26 protein-coding genes are annotated in these 25933 nt (G+C 57.1%); 5 read left to right on the forward strand and 21 right to left on the reverse strand.

The window, feature by feature from the left end; all coding sequences use genetic code 11:
• The first annotated feature begins 52 nt into the window (after window positions 1-52).
• Window positions 53-1483, forward strand: a complete 1431-nt coding sequence (locus tag COMA2_RS01570; RefSeq protein WP_090894035.1) for an Rqc2 family fibronectin-binding protein — start codon at window positions 53-55, stop codon at window positions 1481-1483.
• A gap of 155 nt (window positions 1484-1638) precedes the next feature.
• Entirely contained in the window at window positions 1639-2145 is a 507-nt protein-coding gene (locus COMA2_RS01575) for a response regulator (protein WP_175304329.1), read from the forward strand.
• Window positions 2146-2235: 90 nt separating this feature from the next.
• On the opposite strand, the gene COMA2_RS01580 is transcribed toward COMA2_RS01575, so the two are convergent.
• The 12 genes from COMA2_RS01580 to COMA2_RS01630 form a co-directional block, all read right to left on the reverse strand.
• Window positions 2236-2898, reverse strand: a complete 663-nt coding sequence (locus COMA2_RS01580) for a 2OG-Fe(II) oxygenase (RefSeq protein ID WP_090894037.1) — start codon at window positions 2896-2898, stop codon at window positions 2236-2238.
• A 133-nt stretch (window positions 2899-3031) separates the two neighbouring features.
• Window positions 3032-3376 carry an RNA recognition motif domain-containing protein gene (locus tag COMA2_RS01585; protein ID WP_090894039.1) on the reverse strand — a complete coding sequence of 115 codons (345 nt, stop codon included), beginning with the start codon at window positions 3374-3376 and terminating at the stop codon, window positions 3032-3034.
• Between the two features lie 226 nt (window positions 3377-3602).
• On the reverse strand, window positions 3603-4394 hold the full coding sequence (locus COMA2_RS01590) for an ABC transporter permease (protein ID WP_090894041.1): 792 nt from the start codon (window positions 4392-4394) through the stop codon (window positions 3603-3605).
• Window positions 4391-4801, reverse strand: coding sequence for a hypothetical protein (locus tag COMA2_RS01595; RefSeq protein ID WP_090894043.1), 411 nt, complete (start codon window positions 4799-4801; stop codon window positions 4391-4393). Before COMA2_RS01595 ends, COMA2_RS01590 begins: the two co-directional genes overlap by 4 nt.
• Complete coding sequence (locus tag COMA2_RS01600; RefSeq protein WP_090894044.1) at window positions 4798-5535, reverse strand: ABC transporter ATP-binding protein; 738 nt, start codon at window positions 5533-5535, stop codon at window positions 4798-4800. Before COMA2_RS01600 ends, COMA2_RS01595 begins: the two co-directional genes overlap by 4 nt.
• A gap of 19 nt (window positions 5536-5554) precedes the next feature.
• Window positions 5555-6265 carry a cytochrome c3 family protein gene (locus tag COMA2_RS01605; protein ID WP_090894045.1) on the reverse strand — a complete coding sequence of 237 codons (711 nt, stop codon included), beginning with the start codon at window positions 6263-6265 and terminating at the stop codon, window positions 5555-5557.
• A complete protein-coding gene (gene mobB, locus COMA2_RS01610) occupies window positions 6249-6767 on the reverse strand; it encodes a molybdopterin-guanine dinucleotide biosynthesis protein B (RefSeq protein ID WP_090894047.1) in 519 nt (172 codons plus the stop codon). Before mobB ends, COMA2_RS01605 begins: the two co-directional genes overlap by 17 nt.
• 80 nt (window positions 6768-6847) lie before the next feature.
• Window positions 6848-8146, reverse strand: a complete 1299-nt coding sequence (locus COMA2_RS01615) for a molybdopterin molybdotransferase MoeA (protein ID WP_217490575.1) — start codon at window positions 8144-8146, stop codon at window positions 6848-6850.
• Window positions 8143-9114 (reverse strand): Mrp/NBP35 family ATP-binding protein, encoded by a 972-nt coding sequence (locus COMA2_RS01620; protein WP_175304330.1) that lies wholly within the window; start codon window positions 9112-9114, stop codon window positions 8143-8145. Before COMA2_RS01620 ends, COMA2_RS01615 begins: the two co-directional genes overlap by 4 nt.
• Window positions 9115-9129: 15 nt before the next feature.
• Window positions 9130-9285 carry a hypothetical protein gene (locus tag COMA2_RS20005; protein ID WP_175304331.1) on the reverse strand — a complete coding sequence of 52 codons (156 nt, stop codon included), beginning with the start codon at window positions 9283-9285 and terminating at the stop codon, window positions 9130-9132.
• 111 nt (window positions 9286-9396) lie between these two features.
• Entirely contained in the window at window positions 9397-10398 is a 1002-nt protein-coding gene (gene tatC / locus COMA2_RS01625; protein WP_245630800.1) for a twin-arginine translocase subunit TatC, read from the reverse strand.
• 38 nt (window positions 10399-10436) lie between these two features.
• Complete coding sequence (locus tag COMA2_RS01630; RefSeq protein ID WP_090894048.1) at window positions 10437-11945, reverse strand: Do family serine endopeptidase; 1509 nt, start codon at window positions 11943-11945, stop codon at window positions 10437-10439.
• Window positions 11946-12211: 266 nt separating this feature from the next.
• Here COMA2_RS01630 and COMA2_RS01635 point away from each other — a divergent pair, with 266 nt between their 5' ends.
• The 3 genes from COMA2_RS01635 (at window position 12212) to COMA2_RS01645 (ending at window position 14855) form a co-directional block, all read left to right on the forward strand.
• Complete coding sequence (locus tag COMA2_RS01635) at window positions 12212-14074, forward strand: caspase family protein (RefSeq protein WP_090894050.1); 1863 nt, start codon at window positions 12212-12214, stop codon at window positions 14072-14074.
• Window positions 14075-14150: 76 nt separating this feature from the next.
• Window positions 14151-14414, forward strand: a complete 264-nt coding sequence (locus COMA2_RS01640) for an AbrB/MazE/SpoVT family DNA-binding domain-containing protein (protein ID WP_090894052.1) — start codon at window positions 14151-14153, stop codon at window positions 14412-14414.
• A 6-nt stretch (window positions 14415-14420) separates the two neighbouring features.
• Window positions 14421-14855: a PIN domain-containing protein gene (locus tag COMA2_RS01645; RefSeq protein ID WP_090894054.1), complete on the forward strand. Its 435-nt coding sequence runs from the start codon at window positions 14421-14423 to the stop codon at window positions 14853-14855.
• Between the two features lie 298 nt (window positions 14856-15153).
• On the opposite strand, the gene COMA2_RS01650 is transcribed toward COMA2_RS01645, so the two are convergent.
• The 9 genes from COMA2_RS01650 to mutL form a co-directional block, all read right to left on the reverse strand.
• On the reverse strand, window positions 15154-15981 hold the full coding sequence (locus COMA2_RS01650) for a hypothetical protein (protein WP_090894056.1): 828 nt from the start codon (window positions 15979-15981) through the stop codon (window positions 15154-15156).
• A gap of 565 nt (window positions 15982-16546) precedes the next feature.
• Complete coding sequence (locus tag COMA2_RS01655) at window positions 16547-18385, reverse strand: hypothetical protein (RefSeq protein ID WP_139076972.1); 1839 nt, start codon at window positions 18383-18385, stop codon at window positions 16547-16549.
• A gap of 357 nt (window positions 18386-18742) precedes the next feature.
• Window positions 18743-19189 (reverse strand): c-type cytochrome, encoded by a 447-nt coding sequence (locus COMA2_RS01660; protein WP_090894060.1) that lies wholly within the window; start codon window positions 19187-19189, stop codon window positions 18743-18745.
• A 391-nt stretch (window positions 19190-19580) separates the two neighbouring features.
• Complete coding sequence (locus tag COMA2_RS01665; protein ID WP_090894062.1) at window positions 19581-20501, reverse strand: helix-turn-helix domain-containing protein; 921 nt, start codon at window positions 20499-20501, stop codon at window positions 19581-19583.
• Between the two features lie 7 nt (window positions 20502-20508).
• The gene (locus tag COMA2_RS01670) at window positions 20509-21192 is read right to left on the reverse strand and encodes a tetratricopeptide repeat protein (RefSeq protein ID WP_090894064.1); all 684 of its coding nucleotides are present in this window, start codon (window positions 21190-21192) and stop codon (window positions 20509-20511) included.
• Complete coding sequence (locus COMA2_RS01675; protein WP_090894065.1) at window positions 21189-22103, reverse strand: PfkB family carbohydrate kinase; 915 nt, start codon at window positions 22101-22103, stop codon at window positions 21189-21191. Before COMA2_RS01675 ends, COMA2_RS01670 begins: the two co-directional genes overlap by 4 nt.
• Window positions 22104-22105: 2 nt before the next feature.
• On the reverse strand, window positions 22106-23005 hold the full coding sequence (mtnP, locus tag COMA2_RS01680; protein ID WP_090894067.1) for an S-methyl-5'-thioadenosine phosphorylase: 900 nt from the start codon (window positions 23003-23005) through the stop codon (window positions 22106-22108).
• A gap of 13 nt (window positions 23006-23018) precedes the next feature.
• A complete protein-coding gene (miaA, locus tag COMA2_RS01685) occupies window positions 23019-24020 on the reverse strand; it encodes a tRNA (adenosine(37)-N6)-dimethylallyltransferase MiaA (protein WP_245630801.1) in 1002 nt (333 codons plus the stop codon).
• 83 nt (window positions 24021-24103) lie between these two features.
• Window positions 24104-25876 (reverse strand): DNA mismatch repair endonuclease MutL, encoded by a 1773-nt coding sequence (gene mutL / locus COMA2_RS01690; RefSeq protein WP_175304333.1) that lies wholly within the window; start codon window positions 25874-25876, stop codon window positions 24104-24106.
• Window positions 25877-25933 lie beyond the last annotated feature (57 nt).

Consider the following 25933-nt stretch of genomic DNA (forward strand, 5'->3'; position numbering starts at 1 on the left):
AACCAAATCGAGACACCGTGAGCCGACAAGCCGACGATGAGATGGATTCCTCATGTTGACCGCGTCGGATGTCACAGAGGTACTGACGGAGATTTCCCCTCTCCTTCGTGGCGGCTGGATTCAGAAGATTCAGCAGCCCACAGACCGTACCCTGGTGCTGGATGTGCGTGTACCGGGGCAGACACATCGGCTGTTGATCTCCTGTCAACCAGACACCGCTCGTGTGCACATTACCACCCACTCGCCGGTCAATCCTCCGACACCTCTACCGTTCTGTCAGTTTCTCAGAGCCCATGTCCAAGGAGCGCGGATCGACGATATTCGTCAGATCGGGAATGACCGTATCGTTGAATTGCAGATTGCCGGGAAAGAAGGATCGCACAGCATCGTGTGCGAATTGACCGGCAACAAGGCGAACATCCTGGTCCTCAATGCCGAACGTCGCGTACTGAGAGATCTCTCTCGTCAACACATGCTCACCGGACAGGCCTATGCCCCGCCACCGCAGCGCAACGCCGCCCACGATGCGACGCCCAGCCGTTTCGCACGTACGGTCAGAGATAGGCTCTCTGTTTCAGAAGCGATCGAGGCGTATTACCATAAACAGGAGACCACACGCTCCGCCGACCGGATCAAAGAAGCCCGTCTGCGCGTCCTCAAGAAAGCCCTCAAGAAAGAGCAGCGACTCATTGCGGCCTGGCGGAACGACCTCTCACGCGCCACCGCCTATCGCGACTATGCCCGATATGGAGAATTGATCAAGGCCAATCTTGGAGCAATCACGAAGGGAGCCGACCAGATTGAAATGACGGATTATTTCGATGACAGGCTCCCCACCATCACGATTCCACTCGATCCGATGAAGTCAGCCCAGGGCAATATGGACGACTATTTTCGAAAGCATCGCAAATATCTTGCCGCTGAGCGTGAACTCAAGCCGCGCATCGCGCAAGCCGAATACGGCGTCGAGCGGCTCCGCCGAGAGCTCACGCACATTGAGCAAGGAAGCTGGACCCCGCCCCCCGTACCTCCCGCGCATCTGAACAGGGCCATCCCCAAGGAACATCGCGCCATGGATCAACGCCGTGGTCCGTTCCGTCGATTTACCTCGACAGATGGGCTGCCGATTTTTGTCGGACGCAATGCTCGAGAAAATGACGAGCTGACGTTCGGGTTGGCCAAGAGCGACGATCTCTGGCTGCATGCTCGAGGGACGCCAGGATCTCACGTCGTCGTACGACTGGGCAAAGGGACCGAGCCCCCGCCGGAAACCCTGCGGGACGCCGCCACGCTGGCGCTTCTCTATAGTGACCTGAAGAAAAGCGGTAAAGGCGATGTGATCTACACCAGGCGCAAGTGGGTCAAGAAAGCGAAGGGCCAGGCGCCCGGCGCGGTGATCGTGACCCAAGAGAAGTCACTGCACATGAACCTCGACAAGACCAGACTTGACGCGCTGAAAACTCGAGGAACTTCTGAGCAGTAACTCGTTTCTCGCATGGTGACCGTTCACGGCGCTCGGAGGGTGATGGCAACCATCACGTGTCATGTCTCCGTCTTAATTTCACACGTCTCCACATGAAGGAATAATGGTTTTCCTCGCCGTATGCGGTGTTCAGCACTATGATGGACGGAGAACTTATGGAAGATCAACGAAGCACCTCATCATCAAACGTTTCGGCGACTGTCCTGGTCGTCGATGACGAATCGTCGATCGTCACACTCTGCAAAGCACTGTTGGAAGGAGCGGGGCTGACGGTACTCGAGGCCGACGGCAGCGCCGAGGCGCTCAAGATTTGCACTCACCACGAAGGTCCGATCAATCTCCTTCTCACAGACCTTGTGTTACCGCCGCGAGGTTTTCAACTTGCCTCGACCTCCAATCAATTTCCGCACGTCAACGGTCATGAACTGGCCGTTCGTGCGACCATGATTCGGAAAGGCCTCCGAATTATTTTGATGTCGGGGAATCCTGATAAGGAACTCGCCAGTCACGGGATCAAGCGGGGAACACTCCCGTTTTTGGCAAAGCCGTTCGAGCGTGACCGCCTGATCGCCCTCGTGCACAACGTGCTCGCACAGCCGGCGCCGACCCTTGGAATAGAAGACCGGCCCCGCGCAGCCAACGATACCCCCTGGTTCGGTTGAACACCAGAAAACGCGGCAGATGAGGCGAGCGTTCACTGAAAGCGATCGGCATCCGCTCCATCCGTGGATTACGCTTGGTTCTCTTGTATTCTAGGAATGCTCTGTCATGAACCATCCGGCAATCGATAACCGCCGGTGCTCGCCGGCGGTCGGGTCCACGCGGCAGACTCGGTGGAATCGAGGAACAGTAAACATGACCAACGATCCGGGGCGAGGTTCGATACAGTGCGTCGGTATAAGATTGACAGGCTCCCCGGCGCGATCCGCTCGTCGCTCATAGATGATCAATTCCCCTCCCCAGTCAGGCTGCCATTCCTCATGAACGTAGGTCACGACGGCGATCCGACGTTTAGGCGCTCGACGGCCTTCCACGAGCCGACCCTGGTCCGTGTCGTCATGAGTCAACAGACAGTCGCCGGCGGCATAGGAATAGTAATTGAATCCCACATGACGTCCGATGATATTCGGGAACGACTCGATATGATCTCGAATGCAGGGAAGCTCTAGCCGCGACAGAAATCGCCGCCCCTCCTCTGAACCGAGTTCAGCTTTCGCCCAGTTGCCGGAATTCGGAAAGTCTGCCCGAACATGTGGCAGATCGGAAAGACTTTTCCAGGATGCTCCGTTCATCTTTTCCCGAAAGAACCGTCGCTCGTCCGACGACCAGAAGTTTTCCACAACAAGCACCGGATTTCTCTGCAATGAAACCGACGACAAATCCGCCGGCGCAATCGTTGATTGAGCAATGTTCATGCTTGATCATACGTCCAGTGAGGACGTATATCCTCTCTCTACTTCACCGTATCATCAGCCGGTCCAGTTCACAAAAAAGAAGGGGGCACCACATTCTGTGGCACCCCCTCCGTCCTGTGTCTAGGCTGTTGGACTACCAGCGATCGCGCTTTCCACCACCGCCACCACCGCTGCGACCGCCGCCTCCACCGAATCCACCGCGCCCACCACCGCCACCACCGGTACGCGGTTCTTGGGGACGTGCTTCATTGACAGTCAAAGTCCGGCCACCCATCTCCGACCCATTGAGGGCTGTGATCGCCGCTTGCGCTTCGGAATCCGAGGACATTTCCACAAAGCCGAATCCACGGGATTGGCCGGTGAACTTATCCGTGATGATCCGCGCCGACGCCACCGCGCCATGGGCCGCGAATAAGTCACTCAATTGCTGCTCGGTCGCCGAATAGGGCAACCCACCGACATAGATCTTCGAACCCATCGGGGTTCCTCCTTTAAAATAATGACATTGTCTTGAACACGAGGAACGGGGAAGGAGCGGGCCGAAGACGCGATCGATGCAGCGACTTAGGTCTGACTTCCGACAAGATTCCCGGACAAGGCAACATCGGCATTGTGGGTCTCCTCTGATAGACACTCGGTATCGCCGAGACCCAGGGCGACATGAGCCTGCGCTACCCTAGCACAGAGCTATTTGGATTACAATATCACTCCCCTACTCGAACCAAGAGCCCGTGCTCCTTACAATAGTCGACCGTCCGATAGAACCATGCGACAACGCCGACGAGAAACGCCCCGTTCAAACACACCGCCCAGGCAAGATCGCCAAGAGGCGGAGCTCCGGCACTCAGGACGGTTCGCATGCCCTCAAAGATATGCGCCGCCGGATTCGCCCATGCAATCACCTGCAGCCACGTAGGCAATACCTCCATTGGATAGAAGACACAGGAAATCGGCTGAAAGAGAAACACCATGCTCCAGGCGAGCACTTCAGCCTCTTGTCCGAACCGCATGATCAATGAGGTCGTAAACACGCCGATAATCCAGCCGGTAATGATCAAATTGAGCACGAACGGCGTCAGCCATACCCCGACGATCAAGATGTTGTACGAATAAAAAAGAAGGGCACTGCCCACCATGACAATCGACACGACCGCCACCTTCATCACGCTCATGGCCATCGTGGCGGCCAAAAACTCGCTCGGTTTCAATGGACTGGCGAACAGGTTCATCAAGTTGCGCGCCCAGAGCTCTTCGAGAAAAGCAATCGTGATCCCCTGTTGCGACCGGAACAGCATGTCCCAGAGAATCAATGCGCCCAAAAAAAACGTTACGAATCCTGGAACCTGGCTTTGATATCGGGCGAGATAGAGCGTGATAAACCCCCAGATCACGAGATCCAGAAAGGGCCAGTAAAAGATTTCCATAATGCGGGGCAAACTGCGTCGATACAGGTACACATGCCGGACGATCAATGCCGTGATGCGATGCAGTTTCATCGGCACGTCTTCTGGTCATGTCCATCGTGACACCCACCGCACCCGTGGTGCATGCCGAGCAAGTCCTCTCTAAGATATCGGACCCCTGCGGCCAGATGCGTTCCCGCCCGTTGTCCGTCCGGCATCCGCCGTAGCCAAAGGCCCGCCAGCACCGTCGGCATCCCCACGAGCCCCGCCGCAAATACAGGCGTCATACGTTCAAAACCGCCCATCCACCACAGGAGAGCAATCGCCAAGGCAAGCGGCACACATCCTCCCACCGCGCCCATCAATACAATACGCCGGCCACAGGTACGTCGGCTCAGACCGACCAGGCCGATTGCCAACCAAAAGAATCCCCAGGCCGCGCTGAGCGCAAGCCCTCCGGTCACGAATCCGGCGACACTCTCGATTACTACATCTGTCACGATGTTGCCTGCTCCCGTGCAAACTTCAAGAACACCTCTTCCAGATCCGCCTTTCCAAATCGGTCGATAATTTCCTGCGCCGTTCCTTCTGTCACGATGCGTCCGCGCTGAAGAAAAATGATGCGATCCGACATTTCTTCCATTTCTCGCATGTTATGGGACGTATAGAGGATGCTCAGGCCGGATGCTCGCCGCTCTTCTTTGAGCCACGACCTGATCTTGTCGGCGATATCGGGATCCAAACTCGCCGTCGGCTCGTCAAGAAACAGGATGCGCGGCTCGGTCAGAAATGCCTTCGCCAAGGTGAGTCTCGTCATTTGCCCCGACGACAGTTTGCGGGCAATCTTGCCGCGAAACTCTTCCATCTCCAGTTTTTTGACGATGTCGTTGACGCGCCGAACCACATCGGAAATCCCGTAGAGACGCGCCACGACCCATAGATTTTCTTCCACCGTGAGCGACTGGGGCATGGAGATGTAGGTGGACGAAAAGTTGACCTGCTGCAGAATCTCTTCGCGATGCGTCGAAAGATCCAGCCCGAACATGTGAATAGAACCCGCCGTCGGGGTCACGAGTCCCAGGAGCATCTGAATGGTGGTGGTCTTTCCGGCTCCGTTCGGGCCCAAGAGTCCGAGAATTTCCCCCGGCCTGATTTCGAAGGACACCTCATTGACCGCCGTAAAGTCGCCGAACCGCTTGGTCAGGGCTGACGCTTTCAGTACCGGGATAGCCATCGCGTCGACAGAATCGGGATTAGTTGAACAATAAGACACCGCTGATCTTCTCCGCGATATGACAAGTCTCACATTTCCGGTCTAACACTTTTCCGCCATGCTGTGCCTTCCCATCATGGCAGCGGAAACAATCACTGAGCGCCCTCGCGCGAAGATAGGAACCGTCCGGATGAGTGGGATACCAAGCTTGGCTGTCGGTCGAGACATGTCCGCGTGGAATGACAATGGGATATCCCTTGATGGGGGCATCGTGCACCACCCCGGAATGACAGGTCGTACAACCTTCATCCTGTCCTCGGACGCTGAACGCCTCCATATGGCGACGATGATTCATGACCAACCCCACCTCCTTCACCGGTGATGGAAGATCCCGCGGCGCTGTCTCGGACATGCGAAGGATATGACGATGGCAACTGAGACAGACTCCGGAATCCACCTTGGCCTTGAGATTGTGCGCGTCGGTCGGCGTTCCAAAGACGTAGATGGCTGTATCCCTGACTCCCGCTACGACCTTATCGGACAACCAGCCTTGCACACCGGGCCTCACATGACACTCGACACAGGCGACGTCCCTATGGGAAGACTTGGCCCAGCTCTCATACGCAGGGGCGATCGTATGGCATCCGGCGCAGAACGTCGGATGATCGGTAAGCGGTATCGCGGCTCCGACCAAAGCCATCGCCCCGATGACGAGAGTCAGCAGCAGCGTGGCCTTAGGCTTCCAGCTCATGCTCCCGTCGTCTGCGAGGGAACTGCTTGATCAAAAGGGCGGCGACCCCGGTCACATCGTCCAGATGGAGCACCGGCACAGGCAGGGTGATCGGCTTGTCGGACACCACCGCCAGGAGACCGTCGGGAGAGTATGAAATTTCACCGAGCTGATCACGAACGATCATGATCTTCGGGTATCCTTCACTTTTCCACCCTTCGGCGATAATGAGGTCGTAGGACGCATCCAAGAAACGATCCCGTACTTCCTCCACCTTCAGCTGTTCGGATACGTCGGCAAACAAGGCAAGACTCCCCTTCGAGACCACCACGACGCTACCGGCGCCGGCGCGTTTATGACGCCAGCTGTCCTTCCCTTCCGTATCAAGATCAAACCCATGGCCGGCATGTTTCACCGTCGCCACACGATACCCGGCCTTGACCAATTCAGGAATGAGACGTTCGATCAAGGTGGTTTTGCCGCTGTTCGACCGGCCGATGAATGAGACGATGGGAACTGGCATTGAAATCAATGATCAATGGTCATTGGTCATTGGTCCAGGAGAAATGACGACCAATGACTAATGACCATTGACTCCCTGGATTAGCAACAAGAGAGACTCGGCGCGCTCGAGTGCTGATGCTCCGCCTCGGTGGGCCATCCCTCACCGCTCAATACCTGCACCGCCACCTCGTCGCCGGGGTTGAGCCGCTCAACGTCCACCGGCACATCGATGAGGCAATTCGCCTTGACCATCGAGGTGAGAATACCGGAGCCCTGGTTTCCGGTCGTTCGAACCTTAAACACACCGTCTTCTCTTGTGAGAATGCCGCGCAGGAAATGTCGGCGATCGCCCCGCTTGGAAAATCGTTCTTGGAAGAGGGCCTGAACCACCGGCCGTCCAGAGGTCCGACACCCACTCATTTTGAGCAACGCAGGCCGCACCAATTGCTCGAAGGTCACCATCGACGAGACCGGATTGCCTGGGAGCCCAAACGCGAGCTTCCCTTGGATCTTCCCGAAGGCCAACGGCTGACCCGGCCGGATGGCGAGTTTCCAAAAATTCATCTCGGCGCCGAGCTCACGAAAGACAACCTTCGTAAAGTCGTAATCTCCCATCGACACGCCGCCGGACAACACAAGAATATCCGCGCTCAGCCCCTGTGAGATTTTTTCTTTCAACGCCGCCGGTGTATCGCGGGCGATACCGAGCAAGAACGGAATGCCCCCCGCTTCCTGCACAGCCGCGGCGATGCCGTAGCTGTTCGAATTGATGATCTTCTCTTCGCTGAACCGCTCGTCCAAGTCCGCCAACTCATCCCCAGTCGAAAGGATCGCTACCCGCGGCCGCTGGTAGACAAATACGAATGACTTTGCAAGGATCGCCAACATCCCGACCTCGCCGGGACGAATTCTGGTCCCTTTCGCGATGATGCAGTCCCCTGTCTTGACGTCTTCACCTTGCGGCCTGATGTTGGCTCCTTTGGGTTCCGCCTTGAACACGCGGACTGAATCAGGCATCTGTTCCGTATCTTCGACCTTCAGCACGGTATCCGCTCCTCTGGGGATCGGGGCTCCGGTCATGATCCGGATAGCCTGACCAGGGCCGACGGCTTTTGACGGCATGGTCCCGGCGGGAACGTCCTCAACGACCGAAAGCGTGACTGGTTTCTGAACGGCGTGCTCCTGTTTGATATCGTCCCATCTGACGGCAAACCCATCCATCGCTGAGTTGTCCCATGGCGGATTATCACGCTCAGCGACGATGTCTTCACCGAGGACGCGACCCAAGGCGTCCAGAATCGAGATTTTTTCAAGACCCAACAACGGCGCAGCATCGAGGACTATCTGTTGCGCATCGGAGAGTTGAGTCAATCCGGTCATCGCATCCGCAGCTTTCACTGACTGTCTCCCTTCAGCAATCCTGTCGTGGTCCGTCCCACTTTCAGCAACGAGGTACTCTTTTTACAGAAGGCTTCAACCTGATTGGCGATCTGGTGGTACGCTTCCGCCGTCGGTGAGTCGGAGTTGAAGAGGGCAAAGGGTTCACCCGCGTCGGACTGAGTGACCACATCGGGATCGAGCGGAATCCGTCCCAAAAATGGGACACCCATATCGAGCGCGGACGCTTCCCCGCCACCCTTTCTGAATACATCAATCTGCGTATGGCAATGCGGGCACTCGAGCCCGCTCATGTTCTCCACGATGCCGACGATCGGCACCTCGCTGTCCTTACAAAATGTGACCGACTTCCGGGAATCAAGGAGCGCCACTTCCTGCGGCGTCGTGATGATCACGGCGCCGCTCACCGTACCGAGCAGATCGATCGTCGTGACCGACTCGTTCCCGGTTCCCGGCGGCAGATCGATCAGGAGAAAATTCAAATCCTGCCAATCGACACCCCCGAGCAGCTGATTGATGAATTCGTACTTATAGGCATCGCGCCAGATAATCGGATCATCCGAGTTCTGCAGCAGAAACGACATCGAGGCGATCTTCAAATTGTAGGCTTGGAAGGGAATAATTCCCCCGGAAGTGCTGACTTTGAGCTTCTGACCCTCCGCGCCGACCATTTTGGGAATGTTGGGGCCATGAATATCCATGTCACAGATCCCGACATGCCATCCCTTGAGCGCCAGGCTCACCGCGATGTTGGTCGTGCACGTGCTTTTCCCCACCCCGCCCTTATTGCTCATGATGAGCACTTTGTGCTCGATACGCTCCATCCGCTTGGCGACCAGCCATCGGCTATGCCCTTCTTTATCCTTTTGGCATCGCTCGTTTTCGTCGCAGATGGCACAGGCCCACATATACGTACAGGCGTCGCTGTTTCCGCTTCCGGTATTGATGACGTTCAGTTCACGTGCCATAGAATGTCATATCCTTCATAAGTACTGCCCGTCGCTTGCATGGGCTCGCAGGATGTTCAAAAATGCCAATGTTCTCACCCCATCCAACTCCGGCGCACCAAGACGCGTCGTTCCGCGGGCGCGGCCGCAGTTGACCGACAGGCTTTCCATGTTCCTGTCTGTCCGTTTCACGAGATACGCTCGCCTCGCACGCCTCGCAGACTCGTCGATGCGGGCTGAGCGGGCTTCCCGCACTTCCAAGCGATGCGAGAACAAAGCCGGCGGACTTTCCTCAACACCCTGTCAGTGATGACGTCCTCCGGGAACGCCGACATAGTCATCACCCGAAGATTTCGGCATCGACATGCCCGAAACCGTTCCCCCGGCCCCTACCCCGGCCATGGCGACCGTCGGGACACCTGCGGGCTGGCTTTCAGCGGATGTTTTTTTGCCGAACACCTTCGCGCCAAAGATGCCGACCCAGTAGAGAAGAAACATGGGCCCAGCCATCAGCGTCTGATTGAACGGGTCGGGTGTGGGCGTCAGAATCGCGGAGACGACAAACGATCCCAACAACGCCCACTTCCAATACTGAATCAGGAACGGCGCATCGACCCAGCCCAACTTGGCCATGAGCGTGATGGCCAACGGCACCTCAAAGATCAGGCCAAAGACCGTCAAGAACCACAGGGCAAACCCGACATACTGGGCGATCGAGATCTGCGGCACGAATCCGGCATTCACTCCGTATGAAATCAAAAAATTCAAGGCGAACGGAAGCACGAAGAAAAAGGAAAATCCGACCCCGGCGTAGAACGCCAACGTGCTCACACACACGAACGGCCCGACAAACCGCCGCTCCTGAGCATGCAGTCCCGGAACGACGAACCGCCAGATCTCGACCAAGAGATAGGGCATGGCGAGCACGACGGCGAACAGTCCCGCGACCTTGACGTTCTGCCAGAGGGCCTCCGCCGGAGCGAGAAAGACAAACGGCACCGTCGGCAAATCGGTGGGTTCCCAGGTCAATTGGCTCGGCACGAACATATTCTGGAGCGGGACTCGCAACCATTTGACCAAGGTGTCGGCATAAAAAAACGTCCCCATGAACACGACCGCCAGGCCGATCACCGCACGGGTAAGCCGGACTTGGAACTCCACGAGGTGCTCCATGACCGGCATCTTTTTGTCTTCCAGCGGCTTGAAGACCGAGTCTTGCAGCCACCGGTTCAGCTTGTTCAGCACCGAGCCTCGCAAGTTTCGGAATCCGTCGACCCGACGATCCGGCGATTGGTCTTCCGACAATCAACAGATCGACAGATCAACAGATTCCTCTGTGCTTCTTACTTCGGATTGACCGCGACAAACAGACTGTTCCCTTGCCGATTGACCAACAGCACGGCAAGTTCGTCTTTTTTGATCTTTTCCGCGGCCTTTTGATAATCGCCGAGCGTCTTGACCGGCTCGTGATTGACTTCTTGGATGACGTCACCACGCTGGAGCCCGGCTGCCTCTCCCGGCCCACCCGGTTCCACGGAGGTGATGACGACTCCGGCCGTCTTCGAGGAAATGTTCAACTGACTCATCAACGCGTTATCCAACGTTTGGACACGCAACGACGCGAGTACATTGTCCGGAAGCTTCATCGTTTCGCCCGCGTCTTTCGGCGGCGCCGAATCTTTTTTGGCCAGCAGTTCATCCGATGGGCGTTCGGCGACCTTCACCGAAATCAGTTGCTCCTTGCCTTCGCGCAACACTTTGACCTGTGCGTCTTTTCCGACCATGGTTCGTGCGACAAGATTGCGCAGCTGACTGACGCTCTGCACCTCCTTGCCGTTAAAGGCCACGACGACATCGCCGCGCTTCACTCCCGCGGCATGAGAAGGGCCATTCTCATTGACATCGCTGATCAACACCCCCTTCCGCTGCTCCGGGAGTTTGAACGATTTCGCCAAGGCCGGCGTAATTTCCTGGATCGCAACACCCATCCATCCACGGACGACCTTGCCCGTCTTCTGCAGGCTATCTACGATATCGAGGGCGATGCTGCTGGGAATCGCAAACCCGATCCCTTCCGATCCGCCGGTTCTCGAGAAGATCGCGGTGTTGATGCCGATCAGATCGCCATTCATGTTGACGAGCGCTCCGCCGGAATTTCCCGGATTGATCGCCGCGTCGGTCTGAATGAAATCCTCATAGTCCGCAATGCCGACATTCCCCCGCCCCAGGGCGCTGATGATGCCGAGCGTGACGGTCGAGCTCAGGCCAAACGGACTTCCCACCGCCAGCACAAGATCACCGACTTGTAGTTTTTCATACTCCGCCCATTTCAGCGACGGCAGATCCTTGGCCTCAATCTTGATGACCGCCAAATCCGTCTTTGGATCGGTGCCCACCACCTTTGCCGAAAACTCGCGCCGATCGCTGAGGGTCACCGTAATCTGCGTGGCTCCTTCAACGACGTGATTATTGGTCACGATGAACCCATTGCCATCCAAGATGACTCCGGATCCCGCACTCTGATCCGGGCGGCCATGCGGCTGGGGTGGACCATGTGGGCTTGGCGGCGGAGTCGGCAATTCTCCACCTCCCGGCTCATCCCCAGGGGGAGGGGTCCCGAATGGATTAGGAGGCATTCCCCCGCGTCTTCGGCTCCCTTCTCCTCCACCCGTCACCGCGATATTTACGACAGCCGGGGTGGTCTTTTTCACGATCTCCGAAAAACCCTGAGCCCAGGCCGGAGGGACACCAGCAGCTGAGACGGGTGATACGCATCCACTTCCGACAAGAGCACAGACGGCCAAGCCACCACCGATAAGCATGTTCGTCGCTTGCTGAGTCCAATTGACCATATCTGAATTCCTCCAGGATGTGACTCTCATCGAGAGTGCTAATGAGAACGAGCATCTCCACACAGTGAACGCTTCATATTACACCACTCTTTCAACAGGCTTCAAAGAGGAAAAGTCCCTTTACGAGCAAAGTCCGTCATGAGAGAGATCTAATCAAAGACCTTCTCATCGCCCCAAAAACATCCATTCAACTCATACCGTCCTACCAGCCGGACAGTTGCCTTTCATCTGATGTTTCCAGTACGGTGGCGGGCGGCCGCAGCGAAATGATCACCATAGGCCATGCGGTGATTTCAACAAAACGACTCCATCATACCAGGCATGTCAGGCTTGTCACGGGGGCGGGGATCGCCTGCCTGTTGCTCCTCGCCGCTTGTGTCAAACCTCTGGAATTGCCTCCACTGGGGGACCCGTTGCCCGCCAGCGCCAAGCTGGACATTGCCCCATCGATCAAAGACTTGACGATTCGTTATAGCGATTCCTGCGGACAGCTTCAGGAAATTCCGCTGGGCGATCGACTCCAGGAGGCCGTCCGGGAGGGCATTCGGCGAACGTTCACTACGACGGTAGACGACGGCACCGACGACACCACCACACCAGACTATAGCATCCATGTTGATCTCGTCGATTCATCGTTCGACCTCAACAAGGAGGCCCTGTACGACCGAGCCCCGGCGAACATACAAGTCAATGCCATTGCCCGCATCTCTGATCGAAAAGGGACGTTGCTCCGTCAAGCGGACATCAAAATCGCCCGTCAGGAACGGTTGCGGCTTGAACAGCTCTCCAAAAACTGCAACTATCTGATCGACCCCTTCATCCGCGACACCGTTATCGATTTTGCCACGCGCGTCTCGCTGAATGCCAGACAAGCGGCCGGTGGCCAGGAACCCGCTGCTTTGATAGAGCCGAGCCAGGCCCCGATAGAAAACTTGAGAGCGCCTTCGGCTTCCATCTCGCCGAATCTTCAATTCAAGGCAACGCTCCTCGACGAAAACAGCAACCTGATCTTTGAAGGGGGCGAGCATATCCGCGTACGCGTGGATATCGTCAACACTGGGACAAGCCTGATCGACCAGGCATCGGCCTCGCTCTCCGGCACGCCGACCATCATTGAACGGTTTCCCGCTTCAACCTTGAAGATTCCACCTCTGCAACCCGGTCAAACGAAATCCCTGGAGTTCATCGCCACCCTGCCCACGACCAAGCAGGCCCATCAGGCCCTGATCCAGGTCACGGTCGCTGAATCGGGAGGAGCCGCGGCGCCGCCCCAATCCCTTTCCTTGACCATTCAACCGGCCGGTACCAACCAGGACGATGTGAACCAAATTCCCGCCCTAGCGCCTGGTTTCCACCGGCCTCAAACCTACCTCGTCTCGATCGGGGTCGGAGCCTATCGCGATCCAAAACTCACGCCACGCCGTTACGCCGCGATGGATGCGGAGACCGTCGCCGCCTATTTTCAATCGCTCGGCGGTGTGCCCTTGCCCAATATCCGGCTGTTGCACGACCAGAAGACTCTCCGCGCCGATCTCCATGAAACATTGTTCGGCTGGCTGCCGACGCACGCGGCCAAGGATGCAATCGTAATTGTCTATTTCTCGGGACAAGCACTGGTGACGCCGACCGGCGACGTCTTGCTCGCTCTTTATGATGGCAGTGCGGCGGACTCGGCCCGCCTCTACCCGCTCAATGATCTGGAATCCGCCTTCGCCAGGCTCAAAGCCAAACAGGTCCTCTTTCTCTTCGACGGCAGGGTGTCCAGACTACGCGGCGAGACTAAAGGGAAGACCGCGGCACCCCGCTGGGAACTCGCCGGAAGCAATACGGTCGGACTGATCGGAGGCGAAGACTTGACGAAGGGACTGGAAGACGACCAGCATCGCCACAGTCTCTTCACCTACTACCTCTTAAAAGGACTCCGAGGAGAGGCCGATACCAACCGCAACGGAACCGTCACATTCGGAGAACTCGCCGGCTACGTGCGCCAAAAAGTCGCCTGGGCGGCGAAATCCCGGTTCAATCAGGAGCAACGGCCCTTGCTGCTTCCCCCGCTCACACCGGACGACCCAGCCGCCTCACTGATCCTGACTGCCCTGCCTTCGCTTAGCTCTTCTGAACGGCCGTAATCCTCTCTCCAATTAGAGTAATACGCAGGTTCAAAGCCATTTGCAGAATGGGAAAACCGATGGTATATTTTATACCATGAAAACAACCATCGATACTGCTGGGCGTTTGGTGATCCCTAAGGAATTGCGGCAAGAAGCAGGACTTCAGCCGGGCACCGAGCTGGAAATCCGTTGGCGACAGGGACTGATTGAAATCGAGCCGACGCCGCTTTCCGTTAAACTGAAGAAACGTGGCCGGTTCCTTGTCGCGATGCCGAATCAGCCGATCGAGCAACTCCCGAAGGAGACCGTCGAGCGGACACGTCGGCAACTCACCCGCGACAGAGCAACCTCCTCCTAACCTCATATGGGTAGCTTTCTCCCCGACACCAGCGTTATGGTCGCCACGGTGTGCACGTGGCATGAGCATCATGAGCGAGCCATTACGGAGATGGAGCACCGACTTATGGAGCGGGAATCCCTGGTCATCGCCACGCCCGCCTTGGTCGAAGCTTACGCCGTACTCACCAGACTCCCGCCGCCTCATCGATTGTCGCCGCAGGACGCGATCGCTCTCATCGAGACCAGCTTTCTCACAGGAGGAGCGCTCGCAGGCTTGGACAACAAAGCCTTTCGTCCGCTGCTCAGAGAGGCAGCCGACCACAACATAGCAGGTGGTCGAACCTATGATTGGGTGATCGCAGCTTGCGCTAAGGCCGCGCGCGTCAAAACCTTACTTACTTTCAATGCGCGGGACTTTCTGAGCTTTCATCTGGACGGCATCGACATTCGCATCCCTTAACCCGCAAACACACGACTGCTCGTCATGTCGTCGACTCAACAGCACAATCGCTGCCCTCCCCATGTTCGGCAGGCCAATCCTCCCGGCACATTCGGGCAACAGCAATAGCCATCGCCCCAATAAGGCAACCCGGAACTCAGCTCAAAGGACATAACCGAAGAGGACTATCATCTTGCGTGGGCTTGGATCATTCCACTGGTATTCTTCGGTAGCGTCAAGAATCGAACCAGCTTTCGCGAGGCGCAATACAAGATCCAGCCACAGTTCCCTTCTCTCATCCTCCGACTTTCCTGCCCTGTCACTGGGTCGCAGACGGGGACGCATCAATCACCGACTGGCTCGGTACAAGCGGATCGTACGGCGGCTCGAAGCCAACGAGAACATTCTTCAATCGCGTCACGTGGACCGACAGCCGGTATACACCGTTCCAGTAGTTCGTCCAGGGGCCATAGCCGCACGTGCCGCCGTCGATCGTGAGTATGGCGCTGCAGGAGTCAACCACAAGGTTGTCCTGCCGTGTTTGCCCGACGGCGAGACCTGCGAGATCCGCGACCGTGTAGACCTTCCGAACGCTGCCGACGCTGTTGAATTCATCGGCTCCACCGCTTAGGCAGTTGCTCGATATGTCACCCTGGCCTCCGGTAATACAGAAGCCGACGCCTTCCAATCTTGTCAGGGATTCCCAGAAAGCCCGCCCGACGCCATCCTTCTCGACCACGGTGAACGTCAACGTGAAGGGAGCCGGATGTCCGGCATCGGCGCAACTCCACTTGCCGTCCTTCACGTCGTCGACGGCGGGCAGAAGGCACGCGTTCTCCGGATCGATCGTGACCTTTTCGTCAGAATCCATGTCGCCAAGACCCTTCTGGATCCAAAGCTCATAGGAGCCAATGCCGCGGACGCCGTCGACATCGGCAATGACGAGGATCTCATCCGAACCAGGCCAATCAAACCCGGTTTCATCCCGAGCTTTCACCTCGGTCAGCTCTACCTTATATCTCGCCTCGTAACGCCAGAGCTTTGCGTCCGCCGATGGGCGTGAATCCGACTGGGCGGTATCCTCCGTAGCCACACCCACCAGACCCGCCCAAAAGACAAATGAAAGACACAGAAAGAACATGCGCATAGGGTCCTCTCAACGAGTTCGTCCGGTCGACGTCAGAGCCGGGCGCAGTGTAGCAGAATTCCAAACGGCAAAATACTGAAGGACGAATTAGGATAGAAGGTCGAAATCTTTAACCAGACCGGCTCTCGAAGAGCCGGAAATTGTCCAGCTACTTAGCTGCCGACTTCGTGCTGGTGGTAAGAGGGACGGAAGCGCGCATACTTCAAATTCTCTATGGAGTCATGAGCTACACCCAGCATCACATTGGGGGAGTTGCCTTTGGGGGGCAAATCTCGAATCATACATGGCGTAGAAATCACAGTCTCCGTTTCCCGTTCGCCCCCGCCACCGCCACTCTCACAACCTCCGGTTTCCCAACGTCATTCACATGCTCTACGTGGAACTGACGTTCGACCTTCCCTCATTTCCATACCTACGGGGAAGACGACGAGTATCGATCGATTCGTTTCCCGCCCAGATCATTACCTTGTGACAAAAAAGAGGGCGGGAAGTTGCCTCCCCGCCCTCTTTTGATCTGTTACCGTTGCGGCAGAGACGATAATTCGCCTCTGCCGCAACTCCATTCTTATTGGTTACTAACCTGCAGCTGAATACTCCCCGTATCAGCCATCACAGGATTGATTGTAACGGTGTATGTGTCTGTTGAAGCCAGTGTGACAGGGTTGAGGGTAAAGCTCGATGCTGAGCTCGTCATCCCGGCTTGCAGAATACCGTTCGGACCATAGAGACTTACGGTCACGTTGCCGAGCTTATTGTTCGTGACCTTGATCGTGGCCTGTTGACTCGTGGTGCCCGAAAACGTATACCGCCCATTCTGGCCGGGGCGGCTGAGCGTGATGGGCCTAGGTGCCGTGTTCATCTTTATTGAATCCGAAACCTCGGTCGAGAGAGTCAACGTCATGTTGCCCGTGTAGCTACCGACCGGATCGACGAGAATCGTGTACGTACCGGTCGTCGGCAAGGGGTCTTGGTCTTCGAGCCCGCCGCCGGCGGTACCGACAGCGGTCGAAGCTAAGATGGTCCCCTCCGATGTCATAAGCGTGACGGAGCTGGATGTAATACTCACGGACGTAAGTCCAAGGTTGACCCATTGCCCGGCCTTGCCGTTAAACGTATAACGAGCCGTCTGGCCCGGCTTGGTGATACTGACCGGCACGGCTGGTCCATCAAGCCCGATCGTGGCGGTGATCGGAGAAGAAAGGGCCAGCGTCATGCTGCCGGTATAGTTGCTGACCGGCACCACAACGATACTGTACGTCCCCGTTACAGGCAAGGCTGTCAAAGGATCGAGACTACCGCCGCTCGGACCGATCGTCGTCGACTCCCACTTGCTGCCGTCCGGCTTCATGATCAATACCGTACTCATGGGAATTGACACCTTGGTCACACCGAGATTGACCCATTGGCCAGCCGTTCCGTTAAACGTATAGCGCGCCCGTTGGCCCGGCACAGTCAAAGCCGGCGTGACCGTCACTTGGTCGGTTATGGTACCGGTCAACTCCGGAGCGTTATAGAGCGCGAGCTTGGCCCTCCCGATATAACTCAGATCCGGATCAACCAGGACAGCATAGGTCCCGGAAGTCGGAAGAGCCTGTCCCGGAATCATGACACCCCCGCCGGCAAATGAGAGCGGCTGGCTCAGGAGAGTCCCATCTGGTTGAATGATTGAGACGGTACCACTTCGAATGGTCACATCGCTCAGCTGCAAACTCACTACTTGCCCGCTGGTACCCGAAAAGGTATACCGAGCGTTCTGCCCTGGTCGGTTGAGGGCAATCGGCACCGCCGGACCGTGAGGCATTATTTCTCCACTCAGCTCGCTTGAAACGTCGACAGTGACACTGCCGGTGTAATCGCCCGCTGGATCGAGCAAGATCGTATAGGCTCCGGTTACCGGCAGTTCGACGAGGTCAATGCTACTGCCGTTTATCTCGCTGGCAGAGATCCAATTACCTGTCGAATCGCCGGTCGTCAGGTAGGATGTGGCGTCTGGAAGAACCTGGGTCTGTGTGGAGAGTGGCCGAGTGCCCATAGTCGCATAATACTGTTTTATCGCGGACTGTTGAGCGCTCACTATGCCGCCATTGGGTTGATACACTGTAACCTTGAACTGCGTAAGGCTGGCGCCGTTAAAACCGATACTGACCCTCTGGCCGGCCGTTCCGTCGAAAAGGAGGACGGCTTTTTTCTTTGCGCTGGTAATGGTGGCTTTGACAGGTTCTCCTCCAACTACAACCTGACCCTTGTATTCGACGTCCTTAGCCGAGACACCAGGCGGTACAGCACTTTCTCCAGCGTAACTCGTACCGGAGTCGGCACTCCACATACCTCCAGCTGATACAAGCGCAAGCGATAACGTAACCACTGCTTCGCGGAACTTCACCCACGGCCATAGGCTGTCCATAGTCGCCCCTCCTATTGATAAAAACCGACGGCTCTTAGTGGTATGTTACCTCGTGTAAGTTGGTATTGAGATGTAGGCTAACGCGCGGACTCTACCCTTTTTTGTGTCCGAGACGCAATCCCCTTAGGCCCCTCTTCACTGATTGCCTGTACGCCCCCCCGACTGAGGGGGATCAGACCAAGGAAGCCCCCTGCGCCTCATTTTTCATAGATATTGGTGAAATATATGGGGTTAGCCAAGCGAACACGAACTCGTCTGGGATGGACAGGCGTGGAGGGGATCGGCTGACAATTAAAGAAGGGTGGAGAATTGCCTCCCCACCCTTCTTCGTTCGACTCACCAGCAGCTTCTCAGCAACTACTCGCCCTTGCAGAAACTCCGCTCATAGTTGATGACCGCCCAGGCTTCTTCTTCCGTGATCGCGGCAGGGATCAAGGACACCATCCCCGTTCCGGGGCTGCCGTTCTTAATGACCCAGAAGAGTTCGCCGTCTTTCCGCTTCTTGTGAAACTTGCAGTTGGTGAAATCCCGCGGGCTTGGATTCAGGATTTTCCCGGCTTCACCCTGACCATCCCCGAGCTTACCATGACAATTGAAGCACGTGCCCTTCCCCTCGTAAATCGCCTTGCCTTTGGCAAGACTCTCCGGAGAAGACGCGACAGGATTTTTCATGGCTTTCGCATCCGCCATCTGATCCGGCGGAACGCGAGGCTTCAACGGCTCTTTTTCTTCAGCCCCCACGACTGAGACCGAGAGCACCATCACTGCTGCAGCGAAACCTAAACACTTGGACAGATACCCCATTACACGTCCTCCTTTGTGTTGAACCCACCGAGCCCGATTGACACTTCGGGCCGCCGACTCGTTTTCGCAATTATCAAGATCCAGGTAAAGCGCTAAACTATACCTATGCCTTTCAATTCCTGTCAAGAAAACATCCCCCGCCTTTCTCTGTCACCCACATCCGCTTCTTCTTACCTGGGGAAGATCAAGCCTCATGCCAGGATGGGCTCAAGAACGAGGCGAGAAAATGTTGGCATTTACGTGGTTCACCATACGCTCATCCCGTATTTCCATCGAGTTTGTGACACCTTTGCGCCTCACCACGCCCTCAGTGCCCCACCAACAGCGGCGATAAACGGAGCATGCTTCACTGACGGGAAACAGGCATGGACGCAATAGGCGGGACGAAGAGCTACCGCTTCAACACGATGTCGCGGGCGACTTTGCCGCTCGGACCGAAGGGCTTTTGAGGTTTGCCGTTTAATTCGGCCTTGACTCCACCGGCGTTCCCAAGGGTCAAGATGAATTGGTCCTGTCCCTTCCAGTGGGCTTTTTCACCAGGCCGTAGCAACGATTCCTGAGGACTTCCGTTATCAATCTGTACCACGACCCAGCTCAACTCTGTCGCTTCCAAATCCAATGCCAGCTGGCCATCCCCAACACTCTCCGTGGCGTTCAGCGCAATGCCAGCTAACGGGCCGTCGCTGCCGGGAGAAGCCGTCGAAACCGTTTCCGCCTCTGATCTCACGGCTACGCCGGCGGGTGTGACAGATTCCTGTCTCGGCGGGGCTTCGGTCGTGGTCTTCACCGTTCCGGAAGGCGTCTCGATCGGTTTCAGCACCTCGGCAGTATGTTCGGGCTCACGGGTTGTTGGGGCCGGCATCTCTTTTGCCGTTTGAGTCGTGCGTTTCGTCGTCGGACCTTGCTCGGCAGCCCCACGTCGAAAGACCGACGATTGTTCTCTGCTGAGGAGAAAGATCAGCGTCAGGACGGCGATACTGATGGCAATCGTCACCGCTTTCCGATTGGACTGGCGTTTCCGGTCTTCTTCAATCTGTCGCACCTTGAGCCGTTCACGTTCGTCCTGTTTCTCGTAAAACGAGCCGGCAGATTGAATAAACCGGTGAATCGCATCTTCCTCATCCAAGCCCAGCGATCGGGCGTAGGAACGGACAAACCCCTTGGCAAAGACTTGGTCGGGCAACTTGGCGAAATTCCCGTCCTCGAGCGCCTTGACGAAATCCGTGCGAATGCGGGTTTTTGAGGCCACCTCATCAACCGTCAACCCTTTCGTCTCCCGGACTTGCCTGAAAAATTCGCCGACCGACTCCATAAGTCTCCTACTTCACTCGCGTCAAGAGGTCCGCTGCAGCCGCCGCCGACTCTCCACCACCCTTATCCAAGGTGGCCACTTTTTTCAGAATATCACGGGCTCTGGCCGTATAGCCCATTTTATAGTACACCCGACCGAGCTCAAGATGAGTCATTGCGGGTGGAACACTGGGAGGACTCGCGGACACGGCGTCTTCCAACGCCTCCATCGAGCCCTGAAGATCGCCCTGGTGTGCGAGCGCACGGCCGAGATGGAACCGAGCGAGGTCGGGTGTCGGATAAAGAGGATTCGCCAGGGCCAGCCGGTAGGATTGAATCGCCTCCTCCCACCGATCCTGATTGGCCAAAACTTGTCCCAGATACGTATGCGCTTCGGAGTAGGTTTCATCGGTTTTAATCGCCGCGCGAAATTGCTCTTCCGCGTGGGATAATTTGCCTTGCAGCGCATACACGTGTCCCAGAGCGTACCGTGCCTCTTTATTGGCCGGATCCAACTGCACGGCCTTCTGGAACGAGACGAAGGCCTTTTGACGATCTCCCGGAAGGCTGGCGACACCCTCTTGATAATGCCCTTGCGATTTTTGCACCAGGTCTTTGTCGGTCGCACACCCTCCCAATACACTCAGGAGTCCGACACAGATCAGCGGGGGATAGGCTCGCCACCGACCAAAGGACCGATCGCATCCGGTCATCGAACATCCTCAAAGTGCGTGAGCCGCTTAAACTCGGTGAACCGAGCCTGAATCTCTTTGTAATCCAGGATTCGTAATCGGTCAAGACTAAAGGATTCTACGGTAAAGGACGCCATCACGCTCCCAAAGATGATGGCTTGTCGCATGGCCTCCGGAGACCGGTTTCCGGTCGCCGCCAAGTAGCCCAAAAATCCGCCGGCAAAGGTATCGCCGGCGCCGGTCGGATCCCGTACGTCTTCGAGCGGGAAAGCCGGCGCGCCGAAAATCTGTTGGTCGTTGAACATCAGCACGCCGTACTCGCCCCGCTTGACGATGAGATGCTTGGGCCCTCGGGACAGCACGAGCTTCGCCACTTTCATCAGATTGGAATCCTGGCCCAATGCGCGCGCCTCACCATCGTTGATGATCAGGACATCCACCTTCTCCAGCACCTTCCAGAGCGCATCGCGCTGGCCGTTGATCCAGAAATTCATGGTGTCGCAGGCTACCAACGCAGGACGTTTCACTTTGTGCAACACGTCGAGTTGAAGCTCCGGATGGATATTCCCCAGGAACAGCACGTCCGGCGCGAGATAGTCTTCAGGAATCTGAGGACGAAACGTTTCAAACACGTTGAGCTGGGTATCCAAGGTATGGGCTTCGTTCAGCTGGTGCGTGTATTCCCCCTTCCAGCGAAAGGTTGCCCCCGGGCGCCGCTCGAGCCCCGCGAGATCGATTCCACGGCTCTTCAGAAACGCGATATGCTGTTGGGGAAAATCCTCGCCGACGACGGCGATCAGCGCGACGGACGTGAAGAAGCTGGCCGCCGTCGAAAAATAGGTGGCCGACCCTCCGAGAATCTCGGTGCCTTCGCCGAACGGAGTTTTGACTGTATCGAGCGCAACCGATCCCACGACTAACAGCTTTCCCATGACTAACGGATTCCTTTCTTTGGTGACAGGGCACGGTCAATGAGGAGGGAGAGTTTCTTCCGCGCAGCTGACGGAATTCGGTTCGGCGCCGTCAGAATGGCATGATCCAATGCCCGATGACAAGGACAGTCCATCGGATGAGCGAAGGACGGCATCACCGCGCGTAGTATCTGTTTAGCCAAGGCGACGTTACGATGGAGCGTCCCCAACACCGCCTCCACGGTGACCGCCTCTTCTGTCTCATGCCAACAGTCATAATCGGTCACCAGCGCCAAGGTCGCATAACAGAGCTCCGCCTCACGAGCCAATTTCGCTTCCGGCATATTGGTCATGCCGATCACATCGACGCCCCATTGCCGATAGAGCCGCGATTCCGCTTTGGTTGAAAACTGCGGCCCTTCCATGCAGAGATAGGTCCCACTGCGATGCAACGTGGCGCCGACCCTTTCTCCGGCCGACAGGAGAACCTGTGTCAATTCGGCACAAACCGGCTCGCCGAAGGCGACATGCGCCACAATTCCATCATCGAAAAATGTGGAGACCCGTCGCTTGGTCAGGTCGATAAACTGGTCCGGCACCACGACGTCGCCTGGGTGAATCGATTCCTTCATGCTGCCGACCGCGCTGACCGAAATCACATGGGACACCCCTAGCGACTTGAGCGCGAAAATGTTCGCGCGATAGTTGATCCCGCTCGGATTCAACAAATGCCCGCGCCCATGTCGCGAAAGAAAGGCGACCCGAATCCCTTCAAGCGAGCCCACGGTAATCGCATCGGACGGCGCGCCGAAGGGTGTCCGGACGCGGATCGAGCGAGTGGAAGTCATCCCTTCAATGTCATACAGTCCGCTGCCTCCGATCACCCCGACGGTCACCGGCTTGTCCTGTTGTTTTCTCTTCATACGGATCCTTTTCCTAAGAGGCTCGCTTCACCGCAGCAAGCCGTGTCTGTTGTCCGAGAGCGCTCACAAATTGTTCGATCTGTGCGATCACTCGTTCTGCCGTTCGCTCACGGGGCTCGCTGTCTTCGATCGACAACCATGTAACGCCCGCTTCACGTCGAAACCACGTCATCTGCCGTTTGGCAAAATGTCTCGTATCGCGTTTGAACAGGCGCACCATTTCGGCGTAATCACACTCCTCCGCCAAATAGGCCGCGACCTGGCGGTAACCGAGACCTTTCATCGCCCCGAGCTCCCGACCGTATCCCTGGCCGAGCAACGATCGAGTCTCTTCTACCATTCCATGAGTCAGCTGCCAATCGATTCGTTCCTCAATCCTGCGGTAGAGAGTCTCTCTCTGTCGTTCGAGGCCGATCAGAAGCGCGCAAAACGGAGTCTCGTCAAACCCGTGTTCGGCTTGCACCGTCGACAAGGGGCGCCCCGATAGCCGATACACTTCTACCGCTCGCATGACCTTGGATTCATCGTTGGGGTGTAACCGTGCCGCCGTTTCAGGATCAACGCGCATCAGCTCTGCATAGAGACCGGTTCGCCCCCGTTCGTCTCGCAATTTCTTGAGGTCTGCCCTCACCAGCGGGTCGGCCTGGGGCGCTGGACACAACCCTCTCACCAAGGTCCGGAGATACAACCCTGTTCCGCCCACGACGAAAGGCAACCGCCCCGCACCGTATAAACGTTCGATTTCTCCCATCGCGACCCGCCGATACCAACCGGCGTTGAACGTTTCGCCGGGGTCGACTACATCGATCAGCCGATGCGGCACATCCTGACGCTCTTCCGCGGTCGGTTTATCCGTTCCGATGTCCATTCCGCGATACACCTGACGCGAATCTGCGGTCAGAACTTCGGTGTCGAAATGTTTGGCCACCAATAACGCAACCCGGCTCTTTCCGACGGCTGTCGGCCCCAGGAGCACAACCAAAGGCCGGTGGCGACGCACACCTTCTGATAGCATGTTTATATCAGCGTTGCTGAGATATGGTTAGCATGAGCACGGCACGCTCGCCCACTGTCGATCGCCGATTTCTCTGCCACGACCTACCAGCCGGCTCGTCCGAACATGTTCTCGAGATCCGTGATGCTGAGTCGGAAGGATGTTCTCCGCCCGTGTGGACAAGTTGTGATCTCTCCTTCGGTACGCCAGTCCTCAATCAGCGCCTTGATTTCTTCCGCTTTCATCGAGCGACCGGCCCGAACCGCGCCATGACAGGCCAACGATGCCAGGACCGACCGCACTCGCGCCTCCAGATTGGGAGCGCTGTCCCATTGCGTGAGATCATCCATGAGATCGTGCAGAAACGTGGCAGGATCAAGCTTGCCGAGACCGACGGGAATCGCCCTGATCAAGACGGTTGAGGAGCCAAACGGTTCAAGTTCCACCCCCAACTGCTCCAGGTCATGCTGGTAACGCTGAAGCACTGCCGTCTGAGATGGCGTCAGTTCGACAGGATCAGGGATCAACAAAGGCTGGGCCTGAATGCCACGAGTCGTCCATGCGCGATACAGCCGCTCAAACAGAACCCGCTCATGGGCCGTGTGTTGATCAATCACCGTCAGATCGCCGCCGACTTGCGCGACGAGGAACGTCCGATTGATTTGCCCCAGCGCAGTCACCTCAGCGGAAGGCACTCGCCCGTAGGGCTCCGCCGCTTCGCTCACCAACGGCAATTGAGTTTCCTGGACGCGCGACAGGGTCATCGAGTCCGCTTCAACGGATTCGGCCACAGGGAGCGTGGTCACGATGGAACCCAAGATCCGTCGCACGGAAGACTCGGCGAACGCGGGGTTCCCAAGCTCTTCGGTCTTTCCACCGCTCAAGACATGGCGAACCGCTCGCCGTACGAGTTGGTGGATCATCTCGCTGTCGGAAAATCTTACTTCCCGCTTGGTCGGATGGACATTGACATCGAGACGGTCCGGGTCAATTTCCAGAAACAGCACGAATCGCGGCTGACTCCCCTTGGCGAGGAATGAGCCATATCCTTCCCCGACTGCATGAGACACGGCAGCGTTACGCACAGGACGGCGGTTGACAAACAACTCCTGAGGGATGCGAGCGGTCTTTGCATGGACCGCATCCACAATGTACCCGCTGAGCTGAGCCCCGGGGACCGAGGCTTTGATCCGGAGACTGTGGTCGAGAAAGGTGCGCCGATAGACCTGGGCGATCCGATCGTCATCCGACGAAGCCGATGGGTAATTGAGAATCTCCTCGGCATTGTGCGTCAAGCGAACATGGAGGGACGGCCAGGCAAGCGATGCCTGCTGGACGACCCGACTGATATGCGAGAACTCCGTGATGGTCGATTTCAGGAACTTCTTCCGGGCCGGTTGATTATAAAACAGCTCTGCGACTTCGATACGTGTTCCCAGGACCGGAGGAGCCTCGGTGATTCTCTCGATCGCTCCCCCCACGACTTCCAACTCTGTCCCCGCGTCGGCGAATGGCGTCGCCGTTGTCAGCCGAACATGGGCCACTGCGGCGATGCTCGGTAGGGCCTCGCCCCGAAAGCCCATCGTTCGGATGGACCAGAGGTCCAGATCGGACCGGAGCTTGCTCGTGGCATGCCGCTGAAACGCGCATGGAGCGTCTTCCCGACTCATGCCCGCCCCGTCATCGGTCACCCGAATCAAGGAGAGGCCTCCGTCCTTCACGTCGATCGTGATGGACCGACTTCCCGCATCGATACTGTTTTCGAGGAGCTCTTTGACGACCGCCGCCGGGCGTTCGACCACTTCTCCGGCTGCAATGCGACCGATGACTTCTTCAGGAAGAACACAAATCCGACCACTGCCGTCGGTTTTCAGCACGACACGATGCTCCTCATGAGTGAAAGGGCGGTGACCAGGTAGGGACGTCGCATCATG

The sequence above is a fragment of the Candidatus Nitrospira nitrificans genome, assembly GCF_001458775.1.
Taxonomy (GTDB): domain Bacteria; phylum Nitrospirota; class Nitrospiria; order Nitrospirales; family Nitrospiraceae; genus Nitrospira_D; species Nitrospira_D nitrificans.

Bases quoted from the DNA above. Each gene is read 5' to 3' on its own strand.
- COMA2_RS01630 (WP_090894048.1), bottom strand. From the start codon at position 11,945: ATGGTCAATTGGACTCAGCAAGCGACGAACATGCTTATCGGTGGTGGC.
- COMA2_RS01640 (WP_090894052.1), top strand. From the start codon at position 14,151: ATGAAAACAACCATCGATACTGCTGGGCGTTTGGTGATCCCTAAGGAA.
- COMA2_RS01590 (WP_090894041.1), bottom strand. From the start codon at position 4,394: ATGAAACTGCATCGCATCACGGCATTGATCGTCCGGCATGTGTACCTG.
- COMA2_RS01655 (WP_139076972.1), bottom strand. From the start codon at position 18,385: ATGGACAGCCTATGGCCGTGGGTGAAGTTCCGCGAAGCAGTGGTTACG.
- COMA2_RS01675 (WP_090894065.1), bottom strand. From the start codon at position 22,103: ATGGGAAAGCTGTTAGTCGTGGGATCGGTTGCGCTCGATACAGTCAAA.
- COMA2_RS01665 (WP_090894062.1), bottom strand. From the start codon at position 20,501: ATGGAGTCGGTCGGCGAATTTTTCAGGCAAGTCCGGGAGACGAAAGGG.
- COMA2_RS01650 (WP_090894056.1), bottom strand. From the start codon at position 15,981: ATGCGCATGTTCTTTCTGTGTCTTTCATTTGTCTTTTGGGCGGGTCTG.
- COMA2_RS01605 (WP_090894045.1), bottom strand. From the start codon at position 6,265: ATGAGCTGGAAGCCTAAGGCCACGCTGCTGCTGACTCTCGTCATCGGG.
- COMA2_RS01570 (WP_090894035.1), top strand. From the start codon at position 53: ATGTTGACCGCGTCGGATGTCACAGAGGTACTGACGGAGATTTCCCCT.
- mobB (WP_090894047.1), bottom strand. From the start codon at position 6,767: ATGCCAGTTCCCATCGTCTCATTCATCGGCCGGTCGAACAGCGGCAAA.
- miaA (WP_245630801.1), bottom strand. From the start codon at position 24,020: ATGCTATCAGAAGGTGTGCGTCGCCACCGGCCTTTGGTTGTGCTCCTG.
- mtnP (WP_090894067.1), bottom strand. From the start codon at position 23,005: ATGAAGAGAAAACAACAGGACAAGCCGGTGACCGTCGGGGTGATCGGA.
- COMA2_RS01580 (WP_090894037.1), bottom strand. From the start codon at position 2,898: ATGAACATTGCTCAATCAACGATTGCGCCGGCGGATTTGTCGTCGGTT.
- COMA2_RS01585 (WP_090894039.1), bottom strand. From the start codon at position 3,376: ATGGGTTCGAAGATCTATGTCGGTGGGTTGCCCTATTCGGCGACCGAG.
- COMA2_RS01660 (WP_090894060.1), bottom strand. From the start codon at position 19,189: ATGGGGTATCTGTCCAAGTGTTTAGGTTTCGCTGCAGCAGTGATGGTG.
- COMA2_RS01575 (WP_175304329.1), top strand. From the start codon at position 1,639: ATGGAAGATCAACGAAGCACCTCATCATCAAACGTTTCGGCGACTGTC.
- COMA2_RS01645 (WP_090894054.1), top strand. From the start codon at position 14,421: ATGGGTAGCTTTCTCCCCGACACCAGCGTTATGGTCGCCACGGTGTGC.
- COMA2_RS01635 (WP_090894050.1), top strand. From the start codon at position 12,212: ATGATCACCATAGGCCATGCGGTGATTTCAACAAAACGACTCCATCAT.
- COMA2_RS01600 (WP_090894044.1), bottom strand. From the start codon at position 5,535: ATGGCTATCCCGGTACTGAAAGCGTCAGCCCTGACCAAGCGGTTCGGC.
- COMA2_RS01670 (WP_090894064.1), bottom strand. From the start codon at position 21,192: ATGACCGGATGCGATCGGTCCTTTGGTCGGTGGCGAGCCTATCCCCCG.
- COMA2_RS01620 (WP_175304330.1), bottom strand. From the start codon at position 9,114: ATGGCACGTGAACTGAACGTCATCAATACCGGAAGCGGAAACAGCGAC.